General features: G+C 58.3%; 20 protein-coding genes and 1 pseudogene. 1 reads left to right on the top strand and 20 read right to left on the bottom strand.

Going from position 1 to position 14385, the window contains the following annotated elements:
* Positions 1-176 precede the first annotated feature (176 nt).
* The 12 genes and pseudogenes from SO139_RS03010 to SO139_RS03065 form a co-directional block, all read right to left on the bottom strand.
* Positions 177-707: a hypothetical protein gene (locus SO139_RS03010; protein WP_498539591.1), complete on the bottom strand. Its 531-nt coding sequence runs from the start codon at positions 705-707 to the stop codon at positions 177-179.
* Complete coding sequence (locus tag SO139_RS03015; RefSeq protein ID WP_498539592.1) at positions 704-988, bottom strand: hypothetical protein; 285 nt, start codon at positions 986-988, stop codon at positions 704-706. The genes SO139_RS03010 and SO139_RS03015 overlap by 4 nt, the downstream gene beginning before the upstream one ends.
* A 255-nt stretch (positions 989-1243) precedes the next feature.
* On the bottom strand, positions 1244-1441 hold the full coding sequence (locus SO139_RS03020; RefSeq protein WP_498539593.1) for a hypothetical protein: 198 nt from the start codon (positions 1439-1441) through the stop codon (positions 1244-1246).
* Positions 1438-1683 (bottom strand): hypothetical protein, encoded by a 246-nt coding sequence (locus SO139_RS03025; RefSeq protein ID WP_498539594.1) that lies wholly within the window; start codon positions 1681-1683, stop codon positions 1438-1440. The genes SO139_RS03020 and SO139_RS03025 overlap by 4 nt, the downstream gene beginning before the upstream one ends.
* Positions 1680-2102 (bottom strand): GNAT family N-acetyltransferase, encoded by a 423-nt coding sequence (locus SO139_RS03030; protein ID WP_498539595.1) that lies wholly within the window; start codon positions 2100-2102, stop codon positions 1680-1682. Before SO139_RS03030 ends, SO139_RS03025 begins: the two co-directional genes overlap by 4 nt.
* A pseudogene (locus tag SO139_RS03035) lies at positions 2102-2356 on the bottom strand (septal ring lytic transglycosylase RlpA family protein); the annotation flags it as partial. The pseudogene SO139_RS03035 and the gene SO139_RS03030, both read right to left, overlap by 1 nt.
* Before the next feature lie 453 nt (positions 2357-2809).
* Positions 2810-3952, bottom strand: coding sequence for an oxidoreductase (locus SO139_RS03040; protein WP_498539596.1), 1143 nt, complete (start codon positions 3950-3952; stop codon positions 2810-2812).
* Between the two features lie 219 nt (positions 3953-4171).
* On the bottom strand, positions 4172-4462 hold the full coding sequence (locus tag SO139_RS03045; protein ID WP_498539597.1) for a hypothetical protein: 291 nt from the start codon (positions 4460-4462) through the stop codon (positions 4172-4174).
* Positions 4462-4734, bottom strand: coding sequence for a hypothetical protein (locus SO139_RS03050; protein WP_498539598.1), 273 nt, complete (start codon positions 4732-4734; stop codon positions 4462-4464). Before SO139_RS03050 ends, SO139_RS03045 begins: the two co-directional genes overlap by 1 nt.
* On the bottom strand, positions 4731-5132 hold the full coding sequence (locus SO139_RS03055) for a hypothetical protein (RefSeq protein WP_498539599.1): 402 nt from the start codon (positions 5130-5132) through the stop codon (positions 4731-4733). The genes SO139_RS03050 and SO139_RS03055 overlap by 4 nt, the downstream gene beginning before the upstream one ends.
* The gene (locus SO139_RS03060; RefSeq protein ID WP_498539600.1) at positions 5117-5806 is read right to left on the bottom strand and encodes a glycoside hydrolase family protein; all 690 of its coding nucleotides are present in this window, start codon (positions 5804-5806) and stop codon (positions 5117-5119) included. Before SO139_RS03060 ends, SO139_RS03055 begins: the two co-directional genes overlap by 16 nt.
* Positions 5803-6030, bottom strand: a complete 228-nt coding sequence (locus SO139_RS03065) for a DUF7940 domain-containing protein (RefSeq protein WP_498539601.1) — start codon at positions 6028-6030, stop codon at positions 5803-5805. The genes SO139_RS03060 and SO139_RS03065 overlap by 4 nt, the downstream gene beginning before the upstream one ends.
* Before the next feature lie 134 nt (positions 6031-6164).
* Here SO139_RS03065 and SO139_RS03070 point away from each other — a divergent pair, with 134 nt between their 5' ends.
* On the top strand, positions 6165-6941 hold the full coding sequence (locus SO139_RS03070) for a phytanoyl-CoA dioxygenase family protein (RefSeq protein ID WP_498539602.1): 777 nt from the start codon (positions 6165-6167) through the stop codon (positions 6939-6941).
* 163 nt (positions 6942-7104) lie between these two features.
* Here the strand turns inward: SO139_RS03070 and SO139_RS03075 are convergent, their stop codons facing one another.
* The 8 genes from SO139_RS03075 to SO139_RS03110 all read right to left on the bottom strand — a co-directional run bounded on the left by SO139_RS03075 (position 7105) and on the right by SO139_RS03110 (position 14384).
* Entirely contained in the window at positions 7105-7530 is a 426-nt protein-coding gene (locus SO139_RS03075) for a hypothetical protein (protein ID WP_498539603.1), read from the bottom strand.
* Positions 7527-9482 carry a hypothetical protein gene (locus SO139_RS03080; protein WP_498539604.1) on the bottom strand — a complete coding sequence of 652 codons (1956 nt, stop codon included), beginning with the start codon at positions 9480-9482 and terminating at the stop codon, positions 7527-7529. Before SO139_RS03080 ends, SO139_RS03075 begins: the two co-directional genes overlap by 4 nt.
* Complete coding sequence (locus tag SO139_RS03085) at positions 9479-9805, bottom strand: hypothetical protein (protein ID WP_498539605.1); 327 nt, start codon at positions 9803-9805, stop codon at positions 9479-9481. Before SO139_RS03085 ends, SO139_RS03080 begins: the two co-directional genes overlap by 4 nt.
* A complete protein-coding gene (locus SO139_RS03090) occupies positions 9802-10218 on the bottom strand; it encodes a hypothetical protein (RefSeq protein ID WP_498539606.1) in 417 nt (138 codons plus the stop codon). Before SO139_RS03090 ends, SO139_RS03085 begins: the two co-directional genes overlap by 4 nt.
* Positions 10218-10787: a hypothetical protein gene (locus SO139_RS03095; RefSeq protein WP_498539607.1), complete on the bottom strand. Its 570-nt coding sequence runs from the start codon at positions 10785-10787 to the stop codon at positions 10218-10220. The genes SO139_RS03090 and SO139_RS03095 overlap by 1 nt, the downstream gene beginning before the upstream one ends.
* Positions 10787-11233 carry a hypothetical protein gene (locus tag SO139_RS03100; RefSeq protein WP_498539608.1) on the bottom strand — a complete coding sequence of 149 codons (447 nt, stop codon included), beginning with the start codon at positions 11231-11233 and terminating at the stop codon, positions 10787-10789. Before SO139_RS03100 ends, SO139_RS03095 begins: the two co-directional genes overlap by 1 nt.
* A gap of 2 nt (positions 11234-11235) precedes the next feature.
* A complete protein-coding gene (locus tag SO139_RS03105) occupies positions 11236-11445 on the bottom strand; it encodes a hypothetical protein (protein WP_498539609.1) in 210 nt (69 codons plus the stop codon).
* Between the two features lie 215 nt (positions 11446-11660).
* Complete coding sequence (locus SO139_RS03110) at positions 11661-14384, bottom strand: phage tail protein (RefSeq protein ID WP_498539610.1); 2724 nt, start codon at positions 14382-14384, stop codon at positions 11661-11663.
* Position 14385: the final 1 nt, after the last annotated feature.

Consider the following 14385-nt stretch of genomic DNA (forward strand, 5'->3'; position numbering starts at 1 on the left):
CATGATGTGGCTCGCACTAAGATTCTCCAAGCCACCTAGGCCGATCCGACCCGAGATCCTTGAGCGCGCGGTTCAACGAGCGTTGTTTCCCGGTACGTCATGGAGCAGGATAGTAAAACGCCGCCTACTGCGCGAGCAATAGACGGCGTTTGCACCACCCGCACTGTGGTCGACGGTTAACCCGCCTTATATCTAGCCGCGCCGCCAGGCAGCACATACCCAGTCCCGCGCTGTTCATGCATCCACGCCACAGCGCCAGCCAGATAGTTGATTGCGCCAAGGCACTCCGCTTCCGCGGCGTCAAGCTCGCCGCGGTCAATCATGCCGGCCGCCTCTCCGGCCTTCTTGATAGCCTGGCCGAGCGGGAATCCCTTACCGACAAGGCGCGTTGTCGTCATCATGGGCTGCTCATCGAACGGCAGATCTCGTGCATGGCGCTCCTTGCCTTTGCCGGTTGCGGCGTGGTTGAACGCGGCATCGAGGACGGTTCGGAGCGTGCGATAACCAGCCGGGTCAACGCGAGTGCCGACGTCAAGGCGCAGGCTCACAAGCCCGACTGCGCCACCACTCGCTAGCGGAGTAACCAGTTCAGGACCGCCCTCATTGTTGGCGTCGCGGCCAATAGTCGGGTGCCATTCTGATGTGGGCAGCATCTCTCTTGGTGCCGTGTCGTACTTTTCTTTTTCGTATTGGCTTGCGTAAATCACACCGCCTCCAATTCTTTCTTCTTCACACCACCGACCAGAGGCCTGAACCGCCACGAGGCGAACGGCTTCTCGAAGTCCACAATTTCACCGCCAACCTGGTAAGGCAGGCGATCGTTGCGGATCTCATTCAACAGCAGTCCCTCCACGCCGAAGTGGTCAACCACCACGTCACGCACGGTGTAGGTTTCGCCTTTGGACGGATAAAGTTCGTCGCCGTAGCCGAGCGTGCCAAGGTTGGTGTCATCGACAAAGGCAACGGAGTCGCCAGGGTTGAAGTACATGCTAGTCCTCCCACTCGCCTACAGACGGCACCATCCGATACACGCCATCGCCACCACGCGCCCACTTTGGCCTTCCCGAAGACACCCATGCATGGAGGTCTGTTAGATTCTCACGCAGATTGCCGAGTCGCCTTACATAGTGATCGGCCACCGCGACTGCGGAAATTGTTGCCACAGCAATAAGCGCCGCCGCGAACGCTAAAGCTCCGGCGCCAAGCACTCCAGCGCCAGTCCACCAGATTGCGGTCTCCAGCATCACTTGTCGTAAACCACGTCGTCAAACTTCACCAGCCTGCACTGGATTGTGTCAAAGTCCGCTTTGTTGAGATACTGACTTGCAGCCAACACCGCGTCCCGGGCCGTGTAGCAGTTGCGCGGCTCAGAATATTGACCAAGCGTTACCTGGTGGGCATTGGCCAAGGTTAGCACCAGAGCGAAGATTGCTGGGGTCACGCGGCCTCCGCAGCTTGCGTAGTGGAGCGGAATAAGTGCGGATACAAGGCGCGTGCCGAATACTCCAGCCACGGAGCTCTATGGTGAATTGTCAGCCACCAAATATCGCGCCTCATTGCATTAGCCAGCCTGAACTTACCGAAAAACGGATGATTCCATTTCCAGCCAACTTTAAATAGCTTGGCTTTCGGCAATTTGCGCTTTACGTGATCCCATTCACTATCGAACTCTGGATTTTTCACCGTAACTCCTTCTTCCAATATAAGCTGTGCTCCAGCGCCCATGGCTCAGGTCGAAACAATAGATATCCAGCCTTGATGAGATTGTTGGAACTCGGCACGTTGTCAGTCGTGTCCGTTATGACTGAGGTCCAGCCGAGTTGACGAGCCTTGCGCTCGCGCACCTTCAGCAAGCGCCGTTGTAGCCCTTGCCCTCTGTGCGCTGGCAGAACGCCTGCGCGCTTCAGGTAGCCAACGCCAGGACCGATTGAACTTGGCACTATACCGGCAAAGCCAACCGGATCCTTGCCATGGTAGGCTAGCCACCAGTGGCCGTAGTATTTGACCTTCGGGGCAGCATCCAGGAAGCAAGCGTCGTGAAGCTCATCTAGAGTTTCGGCAATGTCTTCGTCGTCACCGTCCACTCCGCGGATGGCGTACATTACTCACGCCCCAGCGTCACATTGCCGGTACCGTGCAATCCAATCGATCGAGCCGCCCCCTTCGATAGATCAATGCACCGACCGCGCACGAATGGCCCCCGATCGTTCACACGCACCACAACACAGCCGTTATGGCATACCTTCAGCATCGTTCCGAACGGCAGAGTCCGATGTGCCGCGGTCAGTCCGTTTGGGTTGAACCGCTCGCCAGAAGCCGTGCGCGGACCAGATTCCGCGCCATACCACGACGCCACACAGGCGGGCGCTGGCGTGGCGAATAGGAGGATAGCCAAGACAATCGGCAGGTGCATCACGCCCTCCGCGCCAGCAGAGCAACGGCCGGCTGGCCGCCATTAATCCACAATTCCACAGACCCACCAGCATTAAGAATTTGCAGATCCGCCCGCGACGGGCGCCATCGACTGATTGCGAAATCTGCCGTGCGCTGCACAGGAAGGTCAACGCACGGGCCATTAGCGGCTTCATCCCAGTCGGCTGGGGCCTTGTATATTGCGGTGACTTCTGGGAAGTGGATTGGCTGCATTATGCTGCCCTCTCAATGCAATCGCGCTTCATGGCCCAGCATTTGAACACTGCACCGCTGAAGCCTCGCGCCGTTACTTTGACCATCCACGGCAGCAGCGTCTTGCCGGTAACAACCCCACGAAACGCAACGCCAGGGCAAGCCTCAAGCCAAATACGTTTCCTCACGCCGCCCTCCGCAGTTCGTTGTCGTTCGCGGCGCCGGGCAGGCCAGACGCGCCAGCAACCATCTCGGGTCGCAACGTTAGTCGGCCAACTTCGCCGTATTTCTTGCTGTATGAGATGACCTTGGCAGATCGGCCCGAGAGCCACCCACCCCCAGCAGCATACGCATCAGGCGCTGCGAGCGTCTCGTGGCGCTCGATGTGCATCAGCTGCGTTGATACAACAGCATCGCTGTGAAGATGCCCACCGTGGCCATAGTTGAACTTGCAGCGCCCATACATCTCACGGAACATGCCAGCGAATACGCGGTCCAGGTCTTTCACGCCGCGTTTGTGCATGTGATGGTAGTAGAGGCCGGTGGAGCCCCACTCGTATGCATAATAAAGCGACGGACTTCGGTCGACCGTAATGCGTGGCTCGTTCTCGTACAGCGTCGCAAGCAACTCGCGCACCCAAACCGACGACGCTGGATCATGATTACCAGACGCCATGACGATGTGGACTCGCCTGTGCTTCTGCAGCAGCATATCGATGACGCGCCGCAACGTGCGAACGACAACGCGGATAACCTTGTGCAATCTCGAATCCGCGTCCAGCACGTGCTTGTGCAGCGGCGTCACGCTCTCAAGCGAATCGTGGTGGAGCAGGTCGCCTAGCTGGGCCAGCACAGCCGTGTCCGCTTCTGGGGCACACTTGATGGCAGCAGCAAACCAATCGGTCAGCAACTGCTCAGCCAGCTTCAGGTCGTAGTCCGCGCCGGTCTCCTCTCGGTGCGCCAACATCCCGAAATGGTTGTCGGTTACGGTGTACTGGTTGAGCAAGTCGTCGGCCGCATTGCCAAGGAATGGCATGGCCATAAGGCGCGGCAAGTCCTCCTTCGCCGCATCCAGTGCAGCCTGCAAAGCTGCGTCCCGCGACTTCGCGTCGGCGCGCTCCATCACCACCTGCTGAGTGACGCGCCCCTCGGCGTTCACCCACGTGGTTTTGCCCTTAACCTCCAACCCAGAGGTTGGCTCAAATTCCGGCCCAGCCTCTTTGGTAAACTTAACTATGGAGCCATCAGCGGCCTTCGTGGTTAGGCTTTTGACGGCATACCCAGGCTGGGCAGCAAGTGGCCCCAGCAGACCCCGTTCTGCGGCCATGACCATATGCCGGCGCACCGTCTTCTCATCAACGCCAAGCTCTCTGGCCGCCTCAACGTTGGTTGAATGGCGCCTCCGGACGTCTACGGTGCGGGCAATATCTTCGCTAGAAATAGGCGGTGTAGGCATATGGCCCCATGTTTGGATAACTAAACAAATATGGTATGTGGCGTAGAAAATGTGCTGGAAAAAAATGGCCCGGATTACCGGGCCTTTTTCTTAGGGCTTGGGCAGGAAATGCAGGAATAGGCCGTCCAGCCTGTCACCCAGTCTATTAATCGCTGCGGTAATCTCGGCCATGGCATCTCGCGAGACATATTCCGCAGCCACATGCTCGCGGTGCTCGGCAAGGTCGCGCTCCAGCCCACTGGCCTTAGCCGAGGCATTTGATGCAGCCGTTTCGGCCCCAGTGATTCGGCCCTCCTGGCTGGCCAGCCTCCACGAGAGCCGCCAAATGAGTCCGCCAATGGCGATAACGGCCGAGACTGCCCCCCACTCGAAAATGCCCATCACCGCCAGCCCTTCCTGAGATCGCCATACCAGGCCAGAAACCGCTTGCCGCAGCGCTGCTCTACAATCAGGCGCACACGGTCCTCTTTCCAAAGAGACTCAACCTCGGCCACGGTCAGGGCTTTCTGCGGCACGCTGGCGGGGCCCGCTCGGAAGCAGGTCTGAATGTCGGCCGGCACCGATGGCAGCGAACCTGACACGGGGGGAGTCCCCTGGCAGCCTGCCAGCGCAAGGCCAACGGCGAGCGCCAAGGCTATTGCAATGTACTTCACTTGATATCCCTCACCCTCTTGGCTGCATCTTCCGGCAAACATGCTGCGTCATTGGCTGGCGTCTGCGAGGCCATCTGTCTCAGCCTGCTAAGTTCGGCTGCATCAGCCACAGCGCGTGCAGCGTCATTGGCGCTCGCTTGCTCGAGCACCGCGATGCGCCCCTGCAGCACGGTCACCTCACGGGCCTTCTGCTCGGCCTGCGCTCTGTTGTAGGCGTTGTGGTCAATCTGCTGGTATGCAAGGCCGGCGATGAGGACGGCCCCAGCGGCGACAGCCACCTTCCAGTTCTTGGCAAACCACGCGATTGCGCCCAAGGCCAGCACGGCCAAGGTGACGGCAATGATTAGCGCGAAATTCGCGCTAATGTAGGATAGAGCCCATATCATTTGAAAATCCACTTGTGCCAGGCAGGCTTGGCAGGTGCCGGTGCAGACGCGACAGGGCACTGCTTGCCTGCACTCATCGCCTGATACCGCCCGGCGCCGAAGCAAGCGTACGGATCCGCGTCGAACTCCGCTTTGGTGATCGGCTTTGGCGCAGGTAATGCCGGTGGCTTATCGAGATCAGAAAAACACATCTTCTGGTCGTCGCGGCGCCGGTTGATTAGGCCCTTGACCACCCTGCCCTGCGCGCGAATGTACCAGCCAGTATAGATGCGCTTTCCCTCAACGATCTTTGAAGTCAGCAGCGCAGCGCACGCGCCTCGGAAGTCGCCTCTGTTAATGGCCGCAACCATAGGCGACTTGCAGACCGCTCCAGTGCCAGCATTGTACGACGTGGTAATCATCGCAGCGCGAACGCTGTCCGGTGCGTCAACCTTGATGCACTCGCCAATGCGGGCATCGTACTCGCGCAAGCGCACGGCCAGCCTATCGGACCAGAACTTTTCATCGTGCGTCTCGCCGCACTTGACGCCTTCGGTCTCGCCATAGCCGCCCGTGCAGGGTCGGCCAGTGCCGATGGTGTCTACTTTGACGGTCGGCCAGTAGCCCTCGGACTGCTTGACGGCCGGCAACACCATGGCGAGAGCAGCCGCGCTGGCGACCGTGATTGCTGTCTTGCGCGCACTCATGCGGCGCCCCCGATGTCAGCGGCCGGCACCTGCTTGACCAAGCGCAGATACCCAATCAGGCCGTATCCGGCGCAGCTCAGCCCCAGAAAGAACCATGGGTTGAAAACATCAACGAAGGCCGCCAAACCCAGCACGGCGCCCGTCAAAACGAACATGAACAGACTGGCGCGCACCGTCCACAGCCGGTGAATTTCGGTTTTCCAATTATCAATGAGCCGCGGCAATTGGCGGTCCTTTTCGCAATACGTGTGGGGCGAAGCACGGGCCGAGGCTCACCGCGCGGGTAGTGTCAAGCCCCTTGCACGGGGCGGTTGTGACGGGGTAGGGTTCCTATGCCCAATCGTTTACAGGTGTCGCAGTGCGATTTTCGTTTTCCCGACTTCTCCGACAGCCAGCCGCCCTAGACGAAATCCAACTATTTGAACGCGATGGATACGCGGTCTTTCGATCCGCACTAGACACCGGACTGATGCGGGAAGTGAGAAGCCACGTTGACCGGTTAACGCAAGTTCTCGGCACCGATCCCGAAAACATCGCGCATCACGAACAGCCAAAAGACCCGTTTTGGTTACGGCTTGTCAGTGATCCCCGCTTGCTTGACATTGCAGAAAAGTTTATCGGCCCTGACATTGCCCTGTTCGCGTCGGCTTACATCAGCAAGCCGCCCCGCGACGGCAAGCCAGTGCTTTGGCATCAGGACGCAAGTTACTGGCCGATTGAGCCGATGAAAGTCGTATCTCTATGGCTGGCCGTTGATGACGCCACACCGGAGAACGGCTGTATGCGCGTCATACCGGGAACGCACAGATCCGAGATCGGAAGTCTTATTCCGCGCGGCGACGTTGCGAACATTCTTGGATCGAGCATGGACGAAACGCTTGTTGACGAGTCAAAGGCGGTCGACATTGTACTTAAGAGTGGTGACGTGTCCGTTCACCACCCGAACATTTTCCACGGGTCGAAAGCAAACCTCTCTGACAAGAGACGCTGCGGACTAACGATCCGATACATTCCAACAAGTTCGAAGATTGTCCTAAATGGCAACGCATTCGAACCGTTGACAGTCGGCGGCATCTGGCCAAGCGCCTTTCACTTGCGCGGCAAGCCCGGCGTGAACGCTTACAATACGCTTTAGCCCACATCCGCGATGCCGTAGCTTCCGTCGTCTGGAACGTTGCAGCCTGCCCGGCGAGCGAGAACGAGCCAGCAGCAGCCGTTAGAACTATGTTTGTCGGGCCACCCCGGATCTGCCCAAGGGCGAGCCTGCCGATCGCGTCAAAGCCGAGCAATGACATCCGCTACAGCTCCGCGGCGGCGCTAAACAGCGCGTCCATCTGAGCGGGCGTCCACCCGTACGCCTGCCCGATCGCGATAGTAAGCGGGTGGTTGCGCTCAAATGTCGTCGCCCCAGCAACGATCATGGTCGCACCGAACTGCTGATCCGCCGGCAGGCCGGCTATGAGCTGCTGCAACGCCGCAGGAATTGCACCCGTCTTGACGGCAGCAAGAGCCTCATCCTGTGTGATGATCCCCTGCACCGCGAGTTGCTGGAAGAACTGCCGATCTGAAATAGAGGACGGCACCGGAGGCGTGGGCGGGTTGCGAAACGCAACGACCGCAGGATCTTCGTCGGAGAGCGCCTCTTCGGCATACCCCGGCTGTAGGTTCGCGTAGATGCCCTGGATTGTTCCCTTGGCGTTACGCTGTACGTAAACGATCATCACGCATCGCTCCCTCTGCGGTCAATCCAAGCTTGGGTGGTGATGTACAGGGTGGTGCCGGATGCTGATAGGGTAAGGCGACTACGCACCTGCGCTAATGTGTTTGTCATAACAGACGCCATGCCGCCGATCTGGGAGTTGGCCTGGTAACTAATAATGGTTAGGACGCCGGTCACATTCGGCGCTTGATCCGAGATTGAAAGGTCGGATATCAAGATACCGGCGGAATTGTCCGTCGCTGGGGTGGCGAACAGACCGCACACATTCATTATCGCCCGAACACGAACGCCTGTAGGCACCGTCAAAGTTCGCGTGACCGCAGATGTTCCCGGATTTACAGCAGCAACGTCAGCAACGGCTGCGTCCCATTGGAACAGATCGCCATCCTGAATGAACTTAACCCACACCAACGAGCCGTTAATCTTCGCTGATCCGATCCGCCTAAAGAGCGTGTAAGACGACGGAATGTTGACGCCGAAGGTCGGGGCGGTTGCCGACAATGACATGCAAAAATCGACCACGCCGGTATCGGGGCGCTTCATGATGTAGATATGATACCATGTGTTCGCAGCGCCTACGCTCCCGGTGTCCAGCAATCCGCCTGAACCCGGACCCGCCCAATTAGCGATATTTCGGACGGATCCTGCCGAAATCAGTACATCGGCGCTTGTACTATCGGTCGCCGATCCCGCTGCAATCGTGATGACGTTCGACCCGCCCGCCGTAGATAGTGTCAGGCCAGCAATGTATCCCCGCAGTGCCAGGGGGATGCCGGTGTTCTTTTGGGCTTGGGACTTCTGCAAGCTGGTCAGCGATTGCGCAACGTTGTAATTTACACCATGCAAGTTGATAAGCGCAGTGTCAGGGCTAGCAACGTCAGATAGGTTATTTGCGCTTGAAAGATCGCCGGCGCCGGGCTGACCCGCAATATTAAGATTCCAGTCGGTAAACGTGCCAGCACCGTTCGTCTTGTCTACAGTGATTGTAAGCGTAGTGCCGCTATACGTCGCCACGCCTTCCATCCAATTGGATGGACTGCCGTTCGATGCAGCGCGAACTCGCGCGCCGTTCTGGTAGGCCATGCCGGCTTGCGTGGCGAACACCTTGCTGCCTGTGCCAATCGCAAGTGACGTTGCAGACGTTCCGCCATATGTAGGCGCGTTCACGCCTGCCTGTGCAACCAACCCCCACTTGCCGTCCGCAAGATCGGTCGCAAACGAACCCGATGTATGTGCAACCAAGCACATATACGAAGACCCGCCGCTACTGACGTAATCAGCGGGCGGCCCGACGACGTATGCATGTCCCGTCACCCACGCTGCGACGGGATTTAGCACAGCCGGCCCGACGCTACCGACCGCCGCTAGTTGTTGCCAGTACGTCGCGTTGGGCGGCGCGTGGCCAGAGCCCGATGCAGCGTTGATCCAGACATACGAAGAGCCGCCAGAAGTGACGTAGTCGCCAACGTTATACGTTGCCGCGTTGTCGTACGCTCCGCGCGCGTTGAACGCCTTATATATCCCGAGATACGACCAAGCGCCAGAAACCTTCGCCCATGTCTTACCGGTTGTCGGCTGAAACGCATACTGTCCATCGTCGCCGTATGAGGGGTCCGGCACGGTGTCAGACGGCCCGACGAAGACGTAAAATCCAGTCGTGTTGAGCGCGGCAACAAGGTCACTGACCTGTTGCATCGCTTGCGCGCCGGTGACGCGCTGCGGAAACCACTGCCAAATGGTGTATGCGACACCAGACTGCGCGGCGCCGCCCCACGGAGGAATGACAAGGTGATTGGTATCGGTGACGTCTGAAATGATTGTCTGAAAATCGCCAACCTGAAGAATATCGCCCGGCCGAACGTTGACACCAGACCAGATAGTTCCAGTCCCGGTCACAGTGGTGCCGTTCGCGGCGATCGTGACGGTGCCGGTGGAGTAGGAAGAGAGAGCGGTCATTTATACCCCAAAGTAGCCGCGTCCAACTCCGCGGGAGTCGTCGCAGCATCGATTTGCAGAAGCGCGGTCTGGCGCTTGAATTCGCGCGTCGCCGAGTTGTCGGGCTTGGACAGGATTAGCGTGGCCAAAGCTTCCACAGTCACGCCGCGCAACTTTGCCTCGTCGGCAAACTTGTCCAACTGCCCAGCAGCAGCCCATTCGCGTTTTTGCTTGTGCGCGGCGTCCCGGTGCAGGTTGCACGCAGCGTCTTCATTCGCGCGACCGTTCACGTAATCAATCGCGGCCTGCTTCAGCGCAGGGAATGGATCGGCCTTGATCTTCATCGCGCGTCTACCGTGATTGTCGTCGGCAGGTAGCGCGGCAACATGAACAGGAACGTATAGGTGCCTGCAGTTGTGGTTGAGAATTCAACCTGGCCGTCAGTCACTGTCTCGTCAGCCACGTCCGCACCTGAGCGGGTGACGCCGAGCGCAGCGCCGTTCGGAATGCCGGTGATTGTAGCCGTATCTAAGCCGTCCGCATTGATTGCGGCCTTGTCGGCCGTGAGCGTCATCTCTTGTTTCTTCACCACATCCAACGTCACCGGATCAAGGCAGTCGGTAATGGGATTTACGCTGACGTTCTCAGTATAGAACTTCCACTTCTTACCTTCCTTGGTCAGAAGATCGCCGTACGTCTCGTCTGGGCCAATTATGGTTGCGATGATTTCAAAGTTGTCACTATAGACGACAAACACTATTGGTTCTCCAAAACGAGATACTTGACCGTCACGTTGGATTTGCAGTTCATTTTGAATTCGACGTGATCGGTAAATGGAATGATGATGATGCGCGCCGAGTACCAATCAACTCGCAGATGATCATTAGTTGAAGCGCCATCCTTGAACAGAACCTTGCCGGGCCAATAATCGCCAATATTAGTATTCGCAAAGCATGTCTCCATGATCTGCGTGTGCCATAGGCCAGCTAGGTAATTCAGACTTCCATTGTTGTTCGTTAGAGTCAGCGTCCAGTCGGATGCCGTTGCGATCATGAATGCAGCAGGCGCACTGGCGAGCGTTTGGCCGTATGAAATGGACAGCGCGCTCTCTGCCGCACCGTTCGAGACTCCGGAACCAAACGGTGCAACTCCACTGGTTGGCGCAATTACAGCCGACCCTTGGATAACCACCTTAGGATGAACGTAGTCCGACGAGAACGCCATCTGCATGATGTTGGCCGTTTTGACGTCGAAACCCGGCTTGGATATCCAAAAGCCGTAAGCGCCAGTGTTTGGGTTCTTCCCGCGCAGAAACCGTCCGACCATCAAAATCCGCCTCGAAAGATCGTGTACGCTGCGCGGTGAGAGAAGCTCACACTGCTGCTTCCCGTGCCTCCATTTGAGCGAAACGTCAGGTTAAGGTAGAGAGTGCCGCCAGCGATGTGAAACGTGAGATAGGTAATGGAAATGTTCGGCGCGGTGAACACGGTGCCATTGTTCTGCACTATGTAGTATGTCGCCAGCATTGCCAGGTTGGAGAACGGGGCAAACGCGGCAGGCAGTGCTACTGTAGTCGTATATGTACCGGCCGGGACCGTTGCCGAGCCCTCTGTCTTGACCAGAGAGTCGCCCGCCAACACGGACTGAAACACCTGCGACGTCGTGTCGACCAAGAACTGGCCTGTTACGGCGGTCGTTACGTCAATGCCTGGCTTGGAAATCCAGGCACCATAAACCCCGCCACGTTTACCGAATTGCGCGCGCCACACCATGACTAACCTGACGCAAAGACGTAGTAGAGATAATATTGGCCATTCGGGTTGTAGACACCGAGGTTGCTATACCAGGGGAACGAATGTGCCTTCACCTCAATCGTGCTCTGCGTCACCACCGCGTAGGCGGGCAACCACATATGTCCGACACCGCTGCCATAGACGTAAACGTAATCAGACAGATTGGAGCCGTCCCACGCAAGGATCTGCACAATCGGCACGTACGGCAGTGTGCCAGGGAAGCTGATTGGACCTCCACCGCACTGAATAAGGCCGGACGCGATGACAGTTCCGATGTCGCTAATGCGCGTATCAAGCGCAATACCGACCGAGCCAAGCGGCTCGGCGCTGACATCGTAACCGGGCCTGGAGACGCGAAGTCCGTATGCACCTCCACCAAGGCTTCCACTGCGTACACGTCCGGTCATCAGTCGCTGATAAGTTCGTATTCGTTATTGAGGTCGATCAGATATTTTCCGCTCGCGCTCTGGATAACGCCAGCGGTCAGCGTGCCCATGTTTGCTGTAATGGCGCTGAGCGTCCCGACGTTGAGAACCCGCGCCGTAATGGCGCCGTCAAGGTAGAGGTTTCCGCTAACGCCAATCGCTGGCGCTCCGGACAACGTGCCGACCGTGAACACAGATAGGGGCGCACTGCCATTGTATCCCGGCTGCTGGATCTGAAACTTGTCAGAAACAATAGTGAAGGCCGATGTGCCGGCACCACCGTTGACCAGGTTGAAACCGGTGGCGTAGCCGTTGACGTTCAGTGTCACCGCATACTGCGCGGCGGCGTATCCGTTGAGCGTGGCAATTGCCGTGCTATTGGTAGTAACGCTGGCGTTGGTCGATGCAAACTGCGCGGTGACCGTCGTCTCAAAACTCGCAAGCGCGGTCTGCGTGCCGACGGCAACTGTCTGCACTTGGTCGATTTCGGCAAACGCCGCATCAGACCTTGCCGCAAGCTGAGAGCGAACTTCCTTCTTATCCAACCAATTGCGCGCATCCTGATTTGACGCAATCGCCGCGATGGACTGCGTGATCGCGTCAATCTGGTCCTGCAACTGGTCCTGGATCTTTGTCACCTGCGCCTTCAGCGCAGCGTCAAAGTCGGAAAGGCTAGTATTCGCGTTAGGCGTGGTGACATCGATCCAATCGGACCACAGCATGTCGCGCGGCGCGTTGGGGATGTACTGCCCTCGCACACGGTAGGGCTCGTCGGCCAGCAAGCCGTTCCAGATAATGAGCGCGCCCGCGGCAACCTGATCCGTGCGATTGCGGTCAATCGTAACCCATGCGTCGGTGCTGTAGTCCTGGTGAGCCAACTCATACTGCACACCGACAACACCTGGCACATCACCATCCCACGACAGTTGGATGGCCGGCCTGCGGGTATACCCGTCGCGGTCAATCAGCGTATAGCCGGTGGCCGCCCACGAAAGTACGCCTTGGGCTGGCACCCAGACGACACCAACCTGTCCTGTCGTCGGGGGTTGGTATTCGCCATGGTCCCAGTCGTAGTCGGACGGGTCGACCTCGGTTATGACCAGAATTACATCAAGATTTGCCTTATCTGTGCAGCCATCGACGCGGAAAAGCTTGTTGACGTAGCCGTTACGGGCCGACGTCCACGATACGAAGTCGCCCGGCTCAACCGGCCAGAATCCTGGCGGCAACACGATGGTGTGCTGACGGGCGCGGCGCGCCTCGTTCAATGCCGACTTCATCAGCCGCTGGACTTGCTCCGAATACGGAACAAAGTCGTACTGCACGGCAGCCATAAGGCGGCGATTGCCGTCCTCGGTCTCGAAATCAGAGTCTGTCAGGTCAGGCGCAGGCTTGCTCGCCCAGCCTTCAGCCGGCTCTGGATAAGAACCGGAGATACCGTTGACGCTTTCGCTCAAGCCGAAGAATGGCGAGAAGGATTGCTCTTCGGTCGACAGAATATCGTCATCGGTGAAACTGGCGCTGGATCCGTCAGGCTCGCCAACATGCAGTTTATAGGCGCCGCCGACCTCCGATAGGCGCCCCTGGCAGCCGGTCAAAAATGCCTGAACGGTGTCCGCAATCTGCGCACTGACGTTTACCTGACCGCCAGTGCGATACTGAGGCTCAGAGCCGTCAACGCCGGTAACCGTGGCGCGGCACTTGTTAATCGCTTGCGACCAGCTGACGTAAGGCAACTTGGCCGCAGTTACGTTCTGAAGCCCGTAGAACCACCCGCCGTTATAGTCGATGCCGCGCAGGATGTTATAGATTTGGACTGCCGGCAGATTATCGCCATCACCACCCCACGTTGATGGGTCTGACCATCTGTGCGAGCCAGAGCCGCCCGCTGTAGTGTCCTTGCTAATGTCGTAAAGCTTAGCGCCCTGGATCTCGAACTTGAACTGCGGGATACCGGTGTAAAGCGTGTCCTCTATGAGCGCGGTGCAAACGGCATAGGCGCAGCCGTATCCGACGCGTGACGACTGATATGGTCGGGCTGCTGTCGAGACCTTCGTTGTGCAGAGGCTATCAGCTGCGGTCTGCGTGCCGTCATAGAACTTGACCCACAGATAGTCCTTGCTGTTTTTTCTGTACTCGAGAACCGGAAGGCCCTTATCAACCAGGATGCCATCGGATGGGCCAAACGCTCCATTAGTAGCGAGATAATTGGAGATGAAGCTCGTACCAGCCGAGCTCCACGGGACACTGCCGGCTGCTCGAGCCGCCGCAATAGCCGCCTGCAGCAGCGATTGATTGGAGGTACCGTTGCTAGGCGCGTCGGTAGTCAGCGTGCATTTCAGGCCATTAACCCAGACACCAGCCAGCCCGGACACTGGTATATCGCTGAGTGCGATGACCTGAGTGACATAGGCGTTGGGCGTCTTGCCGTCCGTGGATGTTCCCCACGTATTCGCATACACCAGCGAACCTGCCGTGGCGCAATAGCCAAGAAGAGCGCAACGCGCGACGGTGCCGCCGAACGATAGCGTGCCCTGCGTGGAGAAGGACGGTGTGTCGGATGTGGTGGCAGACGGCTTCCCAGCGAGTGCCTGTGCGGCGTAGCTGATGCCAACCGACGCGGCCATGGTGATGCCGAAGTCAATAGCAGCCGCAAAGAATGTGCCAGCGCCAGCAATGGCGGCGCCGATACCTATAAATGCCACA

The sequence above is a fragment of the Bradyrhizobium sp. UFLA05-89 genome (assembly GCF_059803475.1).

What these genes read in the sequence shown, in the direction of transcription:
- SO139_RS03040 (WP_498539596.1), bottom strand. Translation starts at nt 3,952, where the DNA reads ATGGCCGCAGAACGGGGTCTGCTGGGGCCACTTGCTGCCCAGCCTGGG.
- SO139_RS03085 (WP_498539605.1), bottom strand. Translation starts at nt 9,805, where the DNA reads ATGAAGATCAAGGCCGATCCATTCCCTGCGCTGAAGCAGGCCGCGATT.
- SO139_RS03100 (WP_498539608.1), bottom strand. Translation starts at nt 11,233, where the DNA reads ATGGTGTGGCGCGCGCAATTCGGTAAACGTGGCGGGGTTTATGGTGCC.
- SO139_RS03030 (WP_498539595.1), bottom strand. Translation starts at nt 2,102, where the DNA reads ATGTACGCCATCCGCGGAGTGGACGGTGACGACGAAGACATTGCCGAA.
- SO139_RS03045 (WP_498539597.1), bottom strand. Translation starts at nt 4,462, where the DNA reads ATGGGCATTTTCGAGTGGGGGGCAGTCTCGGCCGTTATCGCCATTGGC.
- SO139_RS03080 (WP_498539604.1), bottom strand. Translation starts at nt 9,482, where the DNA reads ATGACCGCTCTCTCTTCCTACTCCACCGGCACCGTCACGATCGCCGCG.
- SO139_RS03015 (WP_498539592.1), bottom strand. Translation starts at nt 988, where the DNA reads ATGTACTTCAACCCTGGCGACTCCGTTGCCTTTGTCGATGACACCAAC.
- SO139_RS03095 (WP_498539607.1), bottom strand. Translation starts at nt 10,787, where the DNA reads ATGGTCGGACGGTTTCTGCGCGGGAAGAACCCAAACACTGGCGCTTAC.
- SO139_RS03060 (WP_498539600.1), bottom strand. Translation starts at nt 5,806, where the DNA reads ATGAGTGCGCGCAAGACAGCAATCACGGTCGCCAGCGCGGCTGCTCTC.